This window comes from Clostridium sp. 16K-1-R1 (genome assembly GCF_023921145.1).
Classification (GTDB): Bacteria; Bacillota; Clostridia; order Clostridiales; family Clostridiaceae; genus Sarcina; species Sarcina perfringens.
Genome location: NZ_CP046515.1, coordinates 2,263,049 through 2,279,901, shown reverse-complemented (window position 1 = coordinate 2,279,901; position 16,853 = coordinate 2,263,049). Strand labels below are relative to the sequence as shown.

Here is a 16,853-nt window from a genome sequence, read left to right as displayed (position 1 = left end):
CTAGGCTAAGTAGAGGGTTTAATCTTATTTTATAATATATGATTAAACTTAAAGGCTAAAGGATAAATACATAAAATTTGGAGGAATAAATTATGAAATTCATGGGAGCAAATGAATTAAGAGAAAAATATTTAAGCTTTTTTGAAAGCAAAGATCATTTAAGATTACAGTCATTTCCGTTAGTACCTAAAAATGATAAGAGTTTATTATTAATAAATGCAGGTATGGCACCACTTAAACCTTATTTCACAGGTTTAGAAGAACCACCAAAAAGAAGAATAACAACTTGCCAAAAGTGTATAAGAACTGGTGATATAGAGAATGTTGGTAAAACATCAAGACATGGTACATTCTTCGAAATGCTAGGAAACTTTTCATTTGGAGATTACTTCAAATCAGAAATAATTCCTTGGGCTTGGGAGTTTATAACAGAAACTTTAGGAATTCCAAAGGATAAATTATATGTAACTATATATTTAAATGACGATGAAGCTTATGATATTTGGACTAGTAAAACTGATGTAGATCCAAGCAGAATATTCAGATTAGGAAAAGATGATAACTTCTGGGAAATAGGGGTAGGTCCTTGTGGTCCTTGTACAGAGATTCACTTTGATAGAGGAGAAGGAAAGGTTGAAACTGTAGAAGAATTCTTAGAAGCTTCAGATGCTGATAGAATAGTTGAGTTCTGGAACTTAGTTTTCACTCAATTTGATAAAGATGAAGAAGGAAACTACAATGAGTTAGCTCAAAAGAACATAGATACAGGTATGGGCTTAGAAAGAATAGCTACAATAATGCAAGGTGTAGATAATATCTTCGAAATAGATACAGTTAAAAACATATTAAATAAAGCATGTGAATTAACAAATGCTAAATATGGAGAAGATAAAGACAAAGATGTATCATTAAGAATAATAACTGACCATGGAAAAAGTGTTACTTTCTTAATATGTGACGGTGTTCAACCATCAAATGAAGGTAGAGGATATGTTTTAAGAAGACTTCTTAGAAGAGCTGCTAGACATGGAAGACTTTTAGGAGTTAAAGGTATATTCTTAAATGAAATGGTTGATGCTGTAGTTGAAAATTACGGTGAAGCTTATCCAGAATTAAAAGAAAAAGCTGATTACATTAAGAAAATAATTAAATTAGAAGAAGAAAGATTTAATGAAACAATAGACTCAGGTATGGATATACTTATGAGCTATATTTCAGAAATGGAAGAAAAAAATGAGAAAGTTTTATCAGGAGCTAAAGCTTTCAAATTATATGATACTTATGGATTCCCTCTAGAGCTTACTCAAGAGATATTAGAAGAAAAAGGATTAGAGTTAGATATAGAAAACTTTAATAAGGAAATGAAAGAGCAAAGAGAAAGAGCTAGAAATGCTAGAGGAGAAAGTAGCTACATGGGAAGCGAAGAAAGTCCAGTAAACAAAGTGGATGCTTCAATAGTTACTGAATTTGATGGATATGTTAATTTAGAACTTAACTCAAAAGTTATAGTACTAGGAAATAATGAAGAATTTAAATCTGAACTTAAAGAAGGTGAAGAAGGATTCTTATTAACTGATAAAACTCCTTTCTATGCTGAAATGGGAGGTCAAGTTGGAGATAGAGGAAATATAACTTCAGAAACTGGAATGGCAATAGTTACAGATTGTAAGAAAAATGTTGGTGGAAAATTTGTTCACTACATTAAGGTTATAGAAGGTAGCTTAAAAGAAGGTCAAGAAGTTAAATTATCAGTTGATGCTTCAAGAAGATCTAACATATGTAAAAACCACACAGCTACACACATGTTACATGAAGCTTTAAAAGAAGTTTTAGGAGACCATGTAAATCAATCAGGTTCATATGTTGATGAAGAAAGATTAAGATTTGACTTTACTCATTTTGCAGCTTTAACAGAAGAAGAATTAGAAAAAGTTGAATTATTAGTAAATGAAAAAATAATGACTGTATCTGTAGTTGATACAAAGGAAATGTCATTAGATGAAGCTAGAAATAGTGGAGCAACTTGTCTTTTCGATGAAAAGTATGCTGAAAAAGTAAGAGTTGTTTCAGTTGGAGATTTCTCAAAAGAATTATGTGGAGGAACTCACGTAGCTAACTCAGGAGAAATTGGATTATTTAAGATAGTTTCAGAATCAGGAGTTGCTGCTGGAATAAGAAGAATTGAGGCTGTTACTGGAATAAGCGCATTAAAATTCATGGAACTTAAAAATAATATGCTTAAGGAAGCTGCTTCAATGCTTAAGTGTAATGAAAAAGATATTGCTAAGAGAATAGCAGCTCAAGCTCATGAATTAAAAGAAAAAGATAAAGAAATAGCAGAACTTAAAGCTAAATTAGTTCAAGGTGCTGAGGATGATATCTTAAAAGACAAAGTTGAAATAAACGGAGTTGAATTAGTTACAGCAGAATTAAAAGATGTTGATGGAAATTCATTAAGAGATTTAGCTGATAAAGTTAGAAATAAATTAAATAATGGAATAGTTGTTTTAGCAAGTGACAATGGTGGAAAAGTAAACTTAGTAGCTATGGCAACTAAAAATTCATTAGCTAATGGAGTTCATTGTGGAAAGGTAATAAAAGAAGTTGCAGCAGTTGTAGGCGGCGGCGGAGGTGGAAGACCTGACATGGCTCAAGCTGGTGGAAAAAATCCAGAAAATATAGCTAAAGCATTAGAAAAAGCAAAAGAAGTTGTAGAATTACTTGTAAAATAGTTGTACTTTTATGTAAATATAGTTTATAATGAGTATAAAGTAAAGCGTGAATAAAAACTAATTTAAAAGATAATAATATATGTAAATATATAAATTAAAATATATTTACTGTAAGGGGGTGAGCTGCTAGTAAGCAGCATGTTATGAGTAACAATTTTGACCACACAATGCAGTTTGATTTTAGTAAAAATAAGGAAGATTTAACTAAATCAATATTAACTGATGTATACAACTCACTAAAGGAAAAAGGCTATAACCCGGTTAATCAGCTAGTTGGATACTTAATTTCAGGTGACCCTACTTACATCACTAATTACAACGGGGCAAGAGCTTTAGTAAGGAAACTGGAAAGAGATGAAATACTTGAAGAAGTTATAAAATCTTATCTAGAGATAAAATAACAAAGAGTGCCCGAAAGGGTACTCTTTCGTTTATGTAAGGAGATTCAATGAGAATTTTAGGTTTAGATATCGGAAGTAAAACTATAGGAGTTGCAGTAAGTGATCCACTTGGATGGACAGCTCAAGGTGTAACAACTATAAAAAGAGATTGCTACACTAAAGACGTAGAGGCAGTCATGAAAATATGCAAAGAGTATGGAGTAGAAACTATAGTTGCAGGTATGCCAAAAAATATGAATGGAACAATAGGACCATCTGGAGAAATGGTTAAAAATTTATGTGAACAAATTGAAAAATCATTTGATGGTAAAATAGAGTTTTGGGATGAAAGACTTACAACAGTTGCTGCTCATAGAGCAATGCTAGAAGCGGATTTATCAAGAGCGAAAAGAAAAAAAATAGTCGATAAAATAGCGGCTACTTATATATTACAAGGATACTTAGACAGAATATCGAAATAAAAAGGAGAAGTTAAAATGAATAACGATTTACAACCAATAGTTTTAGTTGATGAAGAAGGAATAGAAACAACATTCAACGTAGTAACTAAATTAGATATCGAAGAAAAAGAATATTTCTTATTATCACCAGAAGGTGAGGAAGACGTAGTTATAGCTATGCAAGTTGTTCAAGACGAAGATGGAGAAGAGACTTTAGCTCCAGTTGAGAATGATTTTGAAATTGAAATGATAGAAGAAGCTTATGCAACTTTATTCGCAGAAGAAGAATAACGGTAAAGTGAGGTTTTAATATGGCAAATACAGCTTCAGTAGATTTTGATGCTTTAAAAGAAGAATTAAAGAAGAAGGGTTATAAGTTAACACCTCAGAGAAGAGCTATAGTTGATACTATAATACAAAATGAGGGTAAACACTTAACTGCTGAGGAAATTTATGACGAGGTTAAGAAAAGTTGTCCAGAGATTGGATTAGCTACCGTATATAGAACAATAATTCTTCTAGAAGAGATGGGTGTAATCTATAAGTTAGATTTAGAAGATGGATGCAGTAGATATGAACTTGCTCATGACGATGAAGAGCATAGACACCATCATCTAGTTTGTAATAAATGTGGAAAAGTTTTTGAGGTTGAAGCGGATTTATTAGACGAACTAGAAGAAGAGATTGAAACTAAATATGGCTTTGAAATATTAGATCATACAGTAAAGTTTTTCGGAATATGCAAGGATTGTAAAAATGAATAGAGAAATTTTCTCAAATGAGGAAACCTCTTTTATACATAAGCGTACTACTACAAAAAAGAGGAGGGAAAATATGAAACGTGAAAAGCTAAAGGTTAAAATTATACCTTTAGGTGGTTTGAACGAGATAGGTAAGAATCTAACTGTTATCGAATTTAAAGACGATATAATTGTAGTCGACTGTGGACTTAAGTTCCCAGACGAAGATATGTTTGGTATTGATATAGTTATTCCAGACGTATCATATCTTGTTAAAAATGCAGAAAAAGTTAGAGGAATATTTTTAACTCATGGTCATGAAGATCATATTGGTGCTTTACCATATGTGTTAAAAAATTTAAATGTACCTGTTTATGGAACAAAACTTACTTTAGGAATAGTTGAAACTAAACTAAAAGAACATGGTTTATTAAGCACCACAGAGCTTATAAGAGTTAAACCAAGAGATATTATAAAATTAAAATCATCATCTGTTGAATTTGTAAAAACTAATCATAGTATAGCAGATTCAGTTGCTATAGCAGTGCATACACCACTAGGAGTTGTACTTCATACTGGTGATTTTAAAGTAGACTATACTCCAACTGACGGAGAGGTAATGGATTTTGCTAGATTTGCAGAATTAGGAAGAAAAGGAGTTCTTGCAATGATGGCTGACTCTACTAATGTAGAGAGACCAGGATATACAATGTCAGAAAGAGCTGTAGGAGAAAATCTTAAAAAAATATTTGTTGGAGCAAAGGGAAGAATAATAATAGCTACATTTGCTTCAAATATTCATAGAATACAGCAAATTGTTGAAGCTGCAGAAATGACAGGAAGAAAGATTGCTGTTTCAGGAAGAAGTATGGAAAATATAGTTCAGGTTGCCATAGAACTAGGATATTTAACAATAGATAAGGATTCTTTTGTTAGCATAGATTCTATAAACAAATATCCAAATGAGCAAGTGACTATAATAACTACAGGAAGCCAAGGAGAGCCAATGTCAGCATTAGCTAGAATGGCATCTTCAGAGCATAAAAAAGTTAATATCATTGAGGGAGATACAGTAATACTATCTGCAACACCAATACCTGGTAATGAGAAGTTAGTTTCTAAGGTTATTAATCAACTTTTCAAAAAGGGAGCAGAAGTAGTGTATGGAAAACTAGCAGATGTCCATGTTTCAGGTCATGCTTGCCAAGAGGAATTAAAACTTATGCAAGCTCTTGTTAAGCCTAAATTCTTTATACCAGTTCATGGTGAGTATAGACACCTTAAACAGCATGCAGAGTTAGCTGTTGATGTTGGACTATCAGAAAAGAATTTTATGATAGCTGAAAATGGAGATGTTATAGAAATCACTAGAGATTCAATCAAAAAGAATGGATCTGTTACTTCAGGACAAATTTTTGTTGATGGACTTGGAGTTGGTGATGTAGGAAACATAGTTTTAAGAGATAGAAAACATCTTTCACAAGACGGAATTCTTACAGTAGTTGTTACTATTTCAAAAGAAACTGCTTCAGTGGTAGCAGGACCAGATATTATATCAAGAGGTTTTGTTTACGTAAGAGAATCAGAAGACTTAATGGATGAAGCTAAAGAGATAGTAAAAGACGTTTTAAGAGATTGTGAAAAGAAAGGAATCTGTGACTGGGCTACTATGAAATCTAACATAAGAGATGGCCTTAGAAGTTTCCTTTATGAAAAAACTAAGAGAAAACCAATGATATTACCAATAATAATGGAAATATAAAAAAATTAGATGATAATGTAGAATGTAACTGTTTAAGTAAAAAATGTTGTGTTGACTTTTTTAAAGCTTAACAGTAGAATCTAATAAGGTAAAGAAAATTGGGTACTTAAATAGTATCCAATTTTTTATGCACATAAAATTGGAGGAATAAATATAATGAGTAACGAATTTACAAGAAATGATATTAGAAATATAGCTATAATCGCTCACGTTGACCATGGTAAAACAACTTTAGTGGACGCATTATTAAGACAAAGTAACGTTTTTAGAACAAACGAAAAAGTAGAAGAGAGAGTAATGGACTCAAATGACTTAGAAAAAGAAAGAGGTATTACAATACTTTCAAAAAATACAGCAGTTCATTATAACGGAGTTAAAATAAATATAATAGATACACCAGGACACGCTGACTTCGGAGGAGAGGTTGAACGTGTACTTAAAATGGTAGAAAGTGTTTTACTTGTAGTAGACTCATATGAAGGGGCTATGCCTCAAACAAAATTCGTTTTAAGAAAAGCTCTTGAGTTAGGATTAAAACCAATAGTTGTTATAAACAAAATAGATAAACCAGATGCTAGACCAGAAGAAGTTATTGATGAAATATTTGAATTATTCTTAGAGCTTGGTGCAGATGATGAGCAATTAGATTTCCCAATAGTTTATGCTTCAGCTAGAGATGGAGTAGCTACAATTAACATAGATGAGCCAAAAGATAACATGAAAGATTTATTCGATACTATAATCGAAAAAGTTGAATCACCAAAGGGATCTATAGAAGACAGTTTACAAATGTTAGTTACAACTTTAGATTCAAGTGAATATGTTGGTAAAATAGCTATAGGTAAAATAACTAGAGGAATAGCTAAGAAAAACCAACAAGCTGCTGTTGTAAGACAAGATGGAACAGTAACTAAATTCAAAATATCAAGTCTTTATACTCATGATGGATTAAAGAGAATAGAGGTTGATGAAGCTCAATTAGGAGATATAGTTGCAATAAGTGGTATATCTGACGTAAATATTGGAGAAACTATAACAGATGCACAAAATCCAGAAGGATTACCATTTGTTAAAATAGACGAGCCTACATTAAACATGAACTTTATGGTTAATGACTCACCATTTGCTGGTAGAGAAGGGGATTTCGTAACTTCAAGACATTTAAGAGATAGATTATTAAAAGAATTAGAAACTAACGTAAGTTTAAAAGTTAAAGAAATAACTCCAGATTGTTTCGAAGTAAGTGGTAGAGGAGAGCTACATCTTTCAATACTTATAGAAACAATGAGAAGAGAAGGATATGAATTCCAAGTTTCTAAGCCAAACGTTATAACAAAAATAGATGAAAATGGTGTTAAGGTTGAACCAATAGAGCACTTAACTATAGACGTTCCAGAAGAATTTATGGGACCTGTTATGGAAAAATTAGGACCTAGAAAAGCTGAAATGGTAAATATGACTTCAGCGGTTAATGGATACTCAAGATTAGAGTTCAAAATACCTGCAAGAGGACTTATAGGATTTAGAAATGAATTCATGACAGATACAAAAGGTAACGGAATAATGAACCATGTATTTGATGGATTTGAAAAATACAAAGGAGAGATCCCAGGAAGAAGTAGAGGATCAATCGTAGTATTTGAATCAGGAGAAGCAGTTACATATGGATTATTTAATGCTCAAGAAAGAGGAACTTTATTCATAGAGCCAGGTACAGAGGTTTATGCTGGAATGGTTTGTGGAGAATGTTCAAGAGCAGATGACATAGACGTTAATATTTGTAAGAAAAAACAATTAACTAATACAAGATCATCTGGAGCTGATGATGCTTTAAAATTAACTCCAGTAAGACAAATGTCATTAGAGCAATGTTTAGAATTCATAAACAATGATGAATTAGTTGAAGTTACTCCAGTAAATGTAAGAATGAGAAAGAGAATCTTAGACAGTGCTGAGAGAAAGAGAGCTATAAATAGAAGTAAAAAATAATAAATTTTCTTATAATTTTATTTTATAACTTTGGGTACATAAACAAAAATTAGTAAAACAAGTTTGTTTTTATGAGAAAAAGATTTATAATTAGATAAATGGCTTTATGGCCATTTATCTTAAAATATGAGGGGGTACTACTGTGAAAAGGCTAAAAAACTCTAAAAGTATGGTTTTGATATCCATATTCATAATTTTACTTGTGATTAACTTAGCTGTATTTGTAGTTAAATATAACTCCATAAAGCGAAGCCCTTTACAATCTAATAAAGCTGATATAACCTTTAAAGTTAAAGAAGGAGAGTCACTAAATGGACTTTTTGAACGATTAAACAATGAAAATGTACTTAGAAGTTCCTTTTTTTCTAAGATATATATAAAGTTTAATAACGTAGAAGAAAGTATAAAACCAGGTACATATACTGTGAATAGTGACATAAGTTTTAATGATTTTTTAAGTGTACTAACTGATGGGAAAGTATCAGATTATAAGGTAACATTTCCAGAGGGATACACTGTAGAGGATATAGCTAAGAAATTGGAAGAATCTAAGGTATGCACAAAAGATGAGTTTTTAAAAGTAGTAAAAGAGTATCCATTACCATCTTATATAAAACCTAATAATGAAAGAAAATATGAGTTAGAAGGATTTTTATTTCCAGACACATATGCTATTCCTAAAGGCACAACACCAAAACAAATAATTGAAATGATGCTTAACAGGTTTGAAGGGGTAATTAGTGAGATACAAAGTGAACTAGGCATTACTATTCCAAAGGAAGAGTATGAGAAATATGTAATAGTAGCTTCAATGGTTGAAAAAGAGGCTAGGGATGATAGTGAGCGTGCAGAAATAGCATCTGTTATATATAACAGACTACAAAAAGGTATGCCTTTACAAATCGATGCTACAGTTTTATATGCTTTAGGAGAGCATAAAGATACTGTGCTTTATAAAGACTTAAAAGTGGATTCACCATATAATACATATAAGATTAAAGGACTTCCAGTGGGGCCAATATGTAATCCTGGAAAACCTTCACTTTTAGCTGCCATAAAACCAGCTAAAACAGACTACATATATTATTTATTGAATCCATCAAATAATAAGCACTATTTTACTAATAATTACGAAGATTTCCTAGCTAAGAAGAAAGAATTTGGATACTAAAATTTGGAGGAGCAAATGAGTGGAGTAACCTTTGAATATATGGAAAAGTATCTTAGAGATCTTATTCCAGATAGAAATGACGAATTAAAAGAACTAGAAGATTTTGCAAAAGAAAATAAGGTGCCAATAATACAAAAGGAAGGTGCTAAGTTCCTTGAGTTTATGGTATCTATGAATAAACCAAAGAAAATATTAGAATTAGGCACAGCTATAGGTTATTCTTCAATACTTATGAACAAAGCTTGTGGTGGAGAATGTCATATTACTACAATCGAGAGAGATGATAATATGATAAATTATGCTAAAGAGAATATTAAAAAATTTGGATTAGAGGAAAAAATCAATATTTTACAGGGAGATTGTTTAGAAGTTTTAGAGAGTCTTCATGATGAATTTGATATGATATTCATGGATGCAGGTAAAGGACATTATAATCATTTTTTACCAGAATGTTTAAGACTTTTAAAAAAAGATGGAATTATAATAGCAGATAATGTTTTGTTTAGAGGAATGGTTGCTTCTGATGACTTAGTGAAGAGAAGAAAAATAACTATTGTTAAGAGAATGAGAAAGTATTTGGATATGGTCTCAAAGGATGAAAATTTAATAACAACTGTTATTCCTATGGGAGATGGAATTGCGTTAACTAAGAGGAGGTAGCAAACATGAGAAAACCAGAAATATTAGCACCAGCAGGTAGCTTAGAAAAATTAAAGACAGCAATTGATTTTGGAGCAGATGCAGTTTATATTGGAGGAAGTAAACTTAACCTAAGAGCTTTCGCTGATAACTTTACAAATGAACAGATTGCAGAAGGTGTAAAGTATGCTCATGATAGAGGAAGAAAAGTTTATGTTACTATGAATGTATTTCCTCACAATGCAGATTTAGAAGGATTAGAAGAATACATTGTAGGACTTAATGATTTAAATGTAGATGCAATAATAGTTTCAGATCCATCAATAATAATGACTGCAAAGGAAGTTGCACCAGATTTAGAAATACACTTAAGTACTCAAGCAAACAATGTAAACTGGAAGTCAGCTAAGTTTTGGCATAGCTTAGGAGTTAAGAGAATTGTTTTAGCTAGAGAGCTTAGTTTTAAAGAAATTGAAAAAATACATGAGAATTTACCAGAAGATTGTGATTTAGAAGCATTTGTTCATGGTTCAATGTGTATGGCATACTCAGGAAGATGTTTAATATCAAACTACATGACAGGAAGAGACTCAAATAGAGGAGCTTGTTCACAAGCATGTAGATATAAGTATTATTTAATGGAAGAAAAGAGACCTGGAGAGTATTTCCAAGTTATAGAAGATGATAAAGGTACATACATAATGAACTCTAAGGATTTATGTATGATAGAATATATACCAGAGCTTGTTAAGAGTGGTATATACTCATTTAAAATAGAAGGAAGAATGAAGAGCCCATACTATGTTGCTGCAATTGTTAAAGCTTACAGAGAAGCTTTAGATAAGTATTGGGATGATCCAGAAGGATATGAATTTGATCAAAAATTAATGGATAATCTTTTAAAGGTTAGTCATAGAAGATATCACACAGGATTTTACTTTGGAAAATCAGGAGAGCAAGTTTATGAATCATCATCTTATATAAGAGATTATGATATCGTAGGAGTTGTTAGAGATTATAACGAAGAAACTAAGGTAGCAACTATAGAACAAAGAAACAGATTATTCGAAGGGGATACAGTAGAGGTATTAACTCCAGTAGGAGATTACTATGAAATCCAAATGAATGATATGAAGGATGAAAAAGACGAAAAAATAGATGTTGCTAACAAAGCTCAAATGATATTCAAGGTTAAAATAGATAAGCCTGTAAAGGTAAATGATATGTTAATTAAGTGCAAGGAGGCAAACAGCTAATGAAGAGACCAATTTTTATAGGAATAACAGGAGGCACTGGCTCAGGTAAAAGTACAATAGCTAAGGAGATATATAGACAATTTGGTGAAGATTGTATAGCAATGATAGAGCAAGATTCATATTATAAGGATCAAAGCCATTTATCAATGGAGGATAGAGTTAAAACTAACTACGATCATCCAAATGCTTTTGATAACAATCTTTTAGTTTCACATTTAGAATCACTTTTAAATGGACATTCTATACAAAAACCTAGTTATGACTTCTCTATACATAATAGAATTGAAGATACAACTAAGGTTGAGCCAAAAGAAATTGTTATTGTAGAAGGAATATTAATACTAGAAGATCCAAGAATAAGAGAACTTCTAGATATAAAGATTTACGTTGATACAGATGCTGATGTTAGAATCATAAGAAGAATGGTCAGAGACATAAATGAAAGAGGAAGAACTATGGAGTCTGTTATAAATCAGTACTTAAATGTAGTAAAGCCTATGCATAATCAATTTACAGAACCTACAAAGAAATTTGCTGATATAATAATACCAGAAGGTGGACATAATAAAGTTGCTATAGATATTATTGTTGCAAAAATAAAAGAGGTTTTAGGAAAATACGAATAATATCTTAAAAAGGTATATTACGATTTTACTTAAATAAGAGATAGAAGCAATTATTTCTTATTGAATAAAACACCCCTAACTTGGCTAGAATTTAGCCAGGAGGGGTGTTTTTATGTTTAACAGAAAAAGAAAAATTGAAATTAAAAATAGATTAATAAGCTTAGTTTCTTTATTGTTATTAGCTTTACTATTACTTGACATGAGGATTTATTATGTGCAGAAAAAGTATAGTACAAAAGAAACAGGAAATTTCAAAGGAAATCACAAACAATATGAAAATATTTCTGACCTTAATTATTCACTTTTAGATAGAGAGGGAGAAAGCATATTTCAATATGAGACTAAATACAAAGTTGTTATAGATTCTATGGCTTTTAGATTAAATAATTTAAATCAAAACTTAGAGAATATAATGGCCTTTAATTATATTATGCAATCTGAAGATAAGGATTTTTCTTTTGATAATGTAGTAAAAAGTGGAGGGAAATTATATTATGATGTTTCACAGGAAAGTTTTGATAAGATAAATAGTTTGAAAAATATAAAAGGAATTTATACTTATAAGGCACAGGAAAAGAAAAAAGATGATAATTGGAAAATAGAGAATATGGTAACTTCTACTAAGGGTTTTGCTTTAGTAGAGAATAAGGATAAAAAAGTAGAGACAAAAGAGGTTGATAAATCAGAAAAATCTCTAGAAATGGTAATAAATAAGGAGTTAGAAAATAATAAAGATCCTAAAATTATTTTTGAAAGGGATCATGAAGGATTATATGGAGAAGGACAATATGACATTCCAGAGGATAATCTAAATGTTAAGTTAACTTTGGACAATAAATTTCAAAAAATAGTTAGAGATGTTTTAGCTAAGGAAGATTATAAAACTTTTAAAAATGCAGGAGCAGTACTTATTGATAGTGATAGCGGTGAAGTATTAGCCTTAGCTCAAAAGGATGAATCAGCTCCAAACGTTGTTTTAGGTTCAGGTAGCATTAATGGTTATGAGGCAGGGTCAATATTTAAAATTTTAACTTTAGAGGCTGCTATGGAAGAAAAGGAGATTAGCCTTTCTGATAAATTAAGATGTGATGGATTAGTATGTAAAAAGGAAAAAATACATGGAACAATAAGTATTAAAGAAGCTTTTGAGGTTTCATGTAATGATGTTTTTTCTAAATTAGGAGCTCAAATAGGAACTAGGGGATTATTAGATTTTGCAAAGGAACAAGGAGTTTTTTCTTTAGCTTTAGGATTAGATGAAAAAACAGGAATGGAGACTAAGGGAGATGTCCCTGAAAATGTTAGTATAACAAATCTTTCTATAGGCCAATCTATGCAAACTAGTTTAATTCAAATGGCAGGTATAATATCTACTGTTGTTAATGAAGGGGAATACGTAGAGCCATATATATTAAAAGATTTTGAAAATCAAAAAGGAGAGGTAAAAAAAGAATTTAAGGAGTTAAGAAAAAATGTAATCTCTAAGAAGACAGCTGAGGACTTAAAAAGTGTAATGAACTCAACGGTTTTAGAAGGAACTGCAAATATAACTAAAATTGAAGGAATTGAGATAGGAGCTAAAACTGGAACTGCTGAAGCTCTAGGTGGAGAATTACATGGATGGTTTTTAGGATATTTTAAACATGGAGAAAAGTACTATACTTTAGGAGTTATGGTGCCAAATATAAAAAATGTTTATGAAGATAGAAAACCAGGAGGTGGAAATACTGCAGGTCCTATTTTCAGAGATATAGTTTTAGAACTTACAAAAAATAAATAGATTTAGCAATATTTTAACTATCAACTCATATTATAGTAATAAGCATTAATAGGGGGAACGACATGTTCATGTTACAATACTTATTAGAATTAGTTGGTAGTAAAATATTTTTAACTGGCTATGTAACAGGAAATTCTACTTTTCCAAAGCCTTTAAATGAGAAGGAAGAAAAAATCTATTTAGAAAGATTAAAAGATGGAGATGTTGAGGCAAAAAGAGTACTAGTTGAGCGGAATTTAAGACTAGTAGCACATATAGTTAAGAAATATTCTTCAAATTACCAAAACTCAAAAGAAATGGATGATTTAATATCTATAGGAACAATAGGTTTAATAAAGGCTATAGATTCTTTTGACACTAACAAGGGAATACGACTTGCAACATATGCAGCTAAATGTATAGACAATGAAATACTTATGTTTTTTAGGAATACTAAGAAGACAAAGGGAGAAGTATTCCTTCAAGATCCTATAGGAGTAGATAAGGAAGGTAATGAAATTTGTCTCATAGATATTTTAAGTAGTGACTCTGATTCGGTATTAGAGGCTGTTGAAAATTCATTACAGGTTAAGGAACTTTATAAAAAGATGTCAGATGTTTTAAGTCCTAGGGAGAAAGAGATAATTCAAATGAGATATGGTCTTTTAGATGGTGATATAAAAACACAGAGGGAAATAGCGGGAATTCTTGGTATATCAAGATCATATGTATCTAGAATAGAAAAAAAGGCATTAAAAAAATTAAATAAGGAATTTAAATGTTAAATGATACTTAATAAATTGTATAAAAAAAAATAAGTTTTATAAAATTATGGAATTGATATATCATATGGTTTATAATATTTATTATACGATAAAAAAGGTGGATTCTTCTATAAATAATTTGTTCATTTCTTTATGAAGTGAACAAATTATTTATTAAGAATTAAGTTTAGGAGGAGATTTATGCAAAGTTTAGCAGAACTTTTAGAGTTAACAGTTAAAGAAGGAGCATCTGATTTGCATTTAACAGTAGGTATTTCTCCTATAATAAAAGTTAATGGAAAATTAGTAAGGTTAGAACATGAAATATTACGCCCTGAAGATACTGAAGCGTATGCTAGAGAGATATTACAGGATGCATATGAAAAGTATGATGCTATTGGAGAATACGATACATCATATTCAATACATGGTAAAGGTAGATTTAGAGTTAATATATATAAACAAAGAAATAGTACAGCTTTAGCTATAAGAGTTATATCTTTAGATATGCCAACTTTAGATAGTTTAGGATATCCTGAGACTTTAAAGGATATATGTAATCTTAAAAGAGGACTTGTATTAGTTACAGGACCTACTGGAAGTGGTAAAAGTACAACTTTAGCAGCTTTAATCAATGAAATAAATAGTAATAGAGAATCTCATATAATAACAATAGAAGATCCTATAGAGTTTCTTCATAAACATAATAAATCTATTGTAAACCAAAGAGAGATAGGCAAGGACACTCTAAGTTATGAAAGAGCCTTAAAAGCAGCTCTTAGAGAGGATCCTGATGTTATTTTAATTGGAGAAATGAGAGATTTAGAGACTATTTCAACAGCTATAACAGCGGCAGAGACTGGACACTTAGTATTTTCAACTCTTCATACTATAGGAGCTGCTAAGACTATAGATAGAATAGTAGATGTTTTTCCACCACATCAGCAGGAACAAATAAAAATACAGTTAGCTTCTGTTTTACAAATAATTATATCACAACAATTAGTGGAAACCGTTGATGGAGATAGAAATGCTGCATTAGAAATAATGGTTGCTACACCAGCTATAAAAAATTTAATAAGAGAAGGAAAAACTCATCAAATAGAATCTTCTATCCAAACTGGAAGTAAATATGGAATGAGAACGATGGACATGGAACTTGCTAATCTGTATAGAGAAGGTATAATAACACAAGAAACGGCAATGAATTCTGCTATAGATAGGGAGATTTTAAGTCGATTATTGATGTATTAAATATAGAGGTAATTTGAATTTTTAAGAGAATATATATATTATCACAATTTTTAGATAGGGAGGTACACATAGAAAAAATGTCTAAAAACATAGTGGGTCTAGATATTGGAAACAGAAATATTTGTGCGGCGATATCAGGTGAAAATGAAAATGGAGAATTCGAAGTATTAGATTTTGTAGTAAAAGATTTGCAAGGTGTATCTAAAGGTAAAATAATAGATGAAGAGTCTGTTGTAAAAACTATTAAAGAATGTCTAAAAGAACTAGAAGAAAAAAGTGGACATAATATTCGAGGTGTTTACTTATCATTAAAAAATAATGATTGTAGAATGGTAGAAAATAAGGGATATTCTTATACTGACAATGATGATTCATTAGTTTTTAAAGAAAATATAGAAGAAGCTTATATAGAAGGAAGAACATTAAAGCTTTCAGAGGAAGAATGTGTAGCAGATAGTACAATAAATTCATTCTATACTGAAGAATTTGGCTTTGTTCAGAATCCAATTGGAATTAGAGCTGAAAGAATAGAAATAGATGAAGATTTAATTATCGCTCCTAAATCTAAAATTAGCACTTTAAATAAAATTATTTTAGAAGCTGGATATGAGGTTTTAGGAACAGTTTCATTGGGATTTGGATTTAAAAATGTTTTTTTAAGTAAAAAAACAGAAACTTCAAATGTTGTAATTATAGATGTAGGGGCAGAAGAAACACAAATATATAGTTACAAAGGGAATACACTAAAGGATATGGATTATATACCATTAGGAGGAAGAAATATAAGCAAAGATTTAGCTATATGTTTATCTATATCAGAAGAGGAAGCAGAAAGATTAAAATTGCAATATTCTTCAAAATATTATAGTATTAGAAAGGATTATAATAATATTTCCTTTGAGGAACACATATTGGATACCTATTTAATTCATGATATTATAGATGCAAGATTAAGTGAAATAGTAGAATTAGTTAATAGTAAATTGATGGAAAGGGATATTCTAAATACCACAGATATGATAATATTAACTGGTGACGGCATTAGTTATTATGAACATATTAAGGAAAGAATAGAGTATACAACTGATAAGGATGTAAGAATTTTCACTAAAAAGCAATTTTTATTTGACAATTCTTCAATAATTAATTCAATTAGTATTGTTAAAGAGGTATATGATAGGTTAAAATTAATATGTGATGAAGAATTACTTTCAGGAAGAAAAGTAACAGTGGATAAAGAAAATAAAAGTGAAAATAAAAGTGTAAAGAAGAGAGGGCTTTCCAAAATAATGGCGTTCTTAGAGGAGCTTTTTTAAAGGA

The 16,853-nt window shown here is 30.5% G+C and carries 15 protein-coding genes; all 15 read left to right on the top strand.

Annotated elements, in window-relative coordinates:
• Positions 1 to 92 precede the first annotated feature (92 nt).
• The 15 genes from alaS (at position 93) to GOM42_RS09935 (ending at position 16,849) form a co-directional block, all read left to right on the top strand.
• The gene (gene alaS / locus GOM42_RS10005; protein ID WP_003459676.1) at positions 93 to 2,732 is read left to right on the top strand and encodes an alanine--tRNA ligase; all 2,640 of its coding nucleotides are present in this window, start codon (positions 93 to 95) and stop codon (positions 2,730 to 2,732) included.
• 143 nt (positions 2,733 to 2,875) lie between these two features.
• On the top strand, positions 2,876 to 3,133 hold the full coding sequence (locus GOM42_RS10000) for an IreB family regulatory phosphoprotein (RefSeq protein ID WP_003451703.1): 258 nt from the start codon (positions 2,876 to 2,878) through the stop codon (positions 3,131 to 3,133).
• Positions 3,134 to 3,180: 47 nt separating this feature from the next.
• Complete coding sequence (ruvX, locus tag GOM42_RS09995; RefSeq protein WP_003459573.1) at positions 3,181 to 3,594, top strand: Holliday junction resolvase RuvX; 414 nt, start codon at positions 3,181 to 3,183, stop codon at positions 3,592 to 3,594.
• A 15-nt stretch (positions 3,595 to 3,609) separates the two neighbouring features.
• Positions 3,610 to 3,864 carry a DUF1292 domain-containing protein gene (locus tag GOM42_RS09990; protein WP_003459598.1) on the top strand — a complete coding sequence of 85 codons (255 nt, stop codon included), beginning with the start codon at positions 3,610 to 3,612 and terminating at the stop codon, positions 3,862 to 3,864.
• 20 nt (positions 3,865 to 3,884) lie between these two features.
• Positions 3,885 to 4,337 (top strand): Fur family transcriptional regulator, encoded by a 453-nt coding sequence (locus GOM42_RS09985; RefSeq protein WP_003451087.1) that lies wholly within the window; start codon positions 3,885 to 3,887, stop codon positions 4,335 to 4,337.
• 70 nt (positions 4,338 to 4,407) lie between these two features.
• Complete coding sequence (locus tag GOM42_RS09980) at positions 4,408 to 6,075, top strand: ribonuclease J (protein ID WP_003459637.1); 1,668 nt, start codon at positions 4,408 to 4,410, stop codon at positions 6,073 to 6,075.
• A 156-nt stretch (positions 6,076 to 6,231) separates the two neighbouring features.
• Positions 6,232 to 8,064 carry a translational GTPase TypA gene (gene typA, locus GOM42_RS09975; RefSeq protein ID WP_003459575.1) on the top strand — a complete coding sequence of 611 codons (1,833 nt, stop codon included), beginning with the start codon at positions 6,232 to 6,234 and terminating at the stop codon, positions 8,062 to 8,064.
• A gap of 142 nt (positions 8,065 to 8,206) precedes the next feature.
• Positions 8,207 to 9,235, top strand: a complete 1,029-nt coding sequence (gene mltG / locus GOM42_RS09970; RefSeq protein WP_003451288.1) for an endolytic transglycosylase MltG — start codon at positions 8,207 to 8,209, stop codon at positions 9,233 to 9,235.
• Between the two features lie 15 nt (positions 9,236 to 9,250).
• Positions 9,251 to 9,895, top strand: a complete 645-nt coding sequence (locus GOM42_RS09965; protein ID WP_003459682.1) for an O-methyltransferase — start codon at positions 9,251 to 9,253, stop codon at positions 9,893 to 9,895.
• A gap of 5 nt (positions 9,896 to 9,900) precedes the next feature.
• Positions 9,901 to 11,130, top strand: coding sequence for a U32 family peptidase (locus GOM42_RS09960; RefSeq protein ID WP_003459619.1), 1,230 nt, complete (start codon positions 9,901 to 9,903; stop codon positions 11,128 to 11,130).
• Positions 11,130 to 11,756: a uridine kinase gene (gene udk, locus GOM42_RS09955; protein WP_003459577.1), complete on the top strand. Its 627-nt coding sequence runs from the start codon at positions 11,130 to 11,132 to the stop codon at positions 11,754 to 11,756. Before GOM42_RS09960 ends, udk begins: the two co-directional genes overlap by 1 nt.
• A 112-nt stretch (positions 11,757 to 11,868) precedes the next feature.
• The gene (locus GOM42_RS09950; RefSeq protein ID WP_003459704.1) at positions 11,869 to 13,536 is read left to right on the top strand and encodes a penicillin-binding transpeptidase domain-containing protein; all 1,668 of its coding nucleotides are present in this window, start codon (positions 11,869 to 11,871) and stop codon (positions 13,534 to 13,536) included.
• Positions 13,537 to 13,598: 62 nt separating this feature from the next.
• On the top strand, positions 13,599 to 14,300 hold the full coding sequence (gene sigK, locus GOM42_RS09945; protein ID WP_003451260.1) for an RNA polymerase sporulation sigma factor SigK: 702 nt from the start codon (positions 13,599 to 13,601) through the stop codon (positions 14,298 to 14,300).
• Between the two features lie 180 nt (positions 14,301 to 14,480).
• A complete protein-coding gene (locus GOM42_RS09940; protein WP_003451114.1) occupies positions 14,481 to 15,533 on the top strand; it encodes a type IV pilus twitching motility protein PilT in 1,053 nt (350 codons plus the stop codon).
• Between the two features lie 77 nt (positions 15,534 to 15,610).
• Positions 15,611 to 16,849: a cell division FtsA domain-containing protein gene (locus tag GOM42_RS09935; RefSeq protein WP_003481817.1), complete on the top strand. Its 1,239-nt coding sequence runs from the start codon at positions 15,611 to 15,613 to the stop codon at positions 16,847 to 16,849.
• The last annotated feature ends 4 nt before the right edge of the window (positions 16,850 to 16,853 follow it).

Bases quoted from the DNA above. Each gene is read 5' to 3' on its own strand.
- alaS (WP_003459676.1), top strand. From the start codon at position 93: ATGAAATTCATGGGAGCAAATGAATTAAGAGAAAAATATTTAAGCTTT.
- GOM42_RS10000 (WP_003451703.1), top strand. From the start codon at position 2,876: ATGAGTAACAATTTTGACCACACAATGCAGTTTGATTTTAGTAAAAAT.
- ruvX (WP_003459573.1), top strand. From the start codon at position 3,181: ATGAGAATTTTAGGTTTAGATATCGGAAGTAAAACTATAGGAGTTGCA.
- GOM42_RS09990 (WP_003459598.1), top strand. From the start codon at position 3,610: ATGAATAACGATTTACAACCAATAGTTTTAGTTGATGAAGAAGGAATA.
- GOM42_RS09985 (WP_003451087.1), top strand. From the start codon at position 3,885: ATGGCAAATACAGCTTCAGTAGATTTTGATGCTTTAAAAGAAGAATTA.
- GOM42_RS09980 (WP_003459637.1), top strand. From the start codon at position 4,408: ATGAAACGTGAAAAGCTAAAGGTTAAAATTATACCTTTAGGTGGTTTG.
- typA (WP_003459575.1), top strand. From the start codon at position 6,232: ATGAGTAACGAATTTACAAGAAATGATATTAGAAATATAGCTATAATC.
- GOM42_RS09965 (WP_003459682.1), top strand. From the start codon at position 9,251: ATGAGTGGAGTAACCTTTGAATATATGGAAAAGTATCTTAGAGATCTT.
- GOM42_RS09960 (WP_003459619.1), top strand. From the start codon at position 9,901: ATGAGAAAACCAGAAATATTAGCACCAGCAGGTAGCTTAGAAAAATTA.
- udk (WP_003459577.1), top strand. From the start codon at position 11,130: ATGAAGAGACCAATTTTTATAGGAATAACAGGAGGCACTGGCTCAGGT.
- GOM42_RS09950 (WP_003459704.1), top strand. From the start codon at position 11,869: ATGTTTAACAGAAAAAGAAAAATTGAAATTAAAAATAGATTAATAAGC.
- sigK (WP_003451260.1), top strand. From the start codon at position 13,599: ATGTTCATGTTACAATACTTATTAGAATTAGTTGGTAGTAAAATATTT.
- GOM42_RS09940 (WP_003451114.1), top strand. From the start codon at position 14,481: ATGCAAAGTTTAGCAGAACTTTTAGAGTTAACAGTTAAAGAAGGAGCA.
- GOM42_RS09935 (WP_003481817.1), top strand. From the start codon at position 15,611: ATGTCTAAAAACATAGTGGGTCTAGATATTGGAAACAGAAATATTTGT.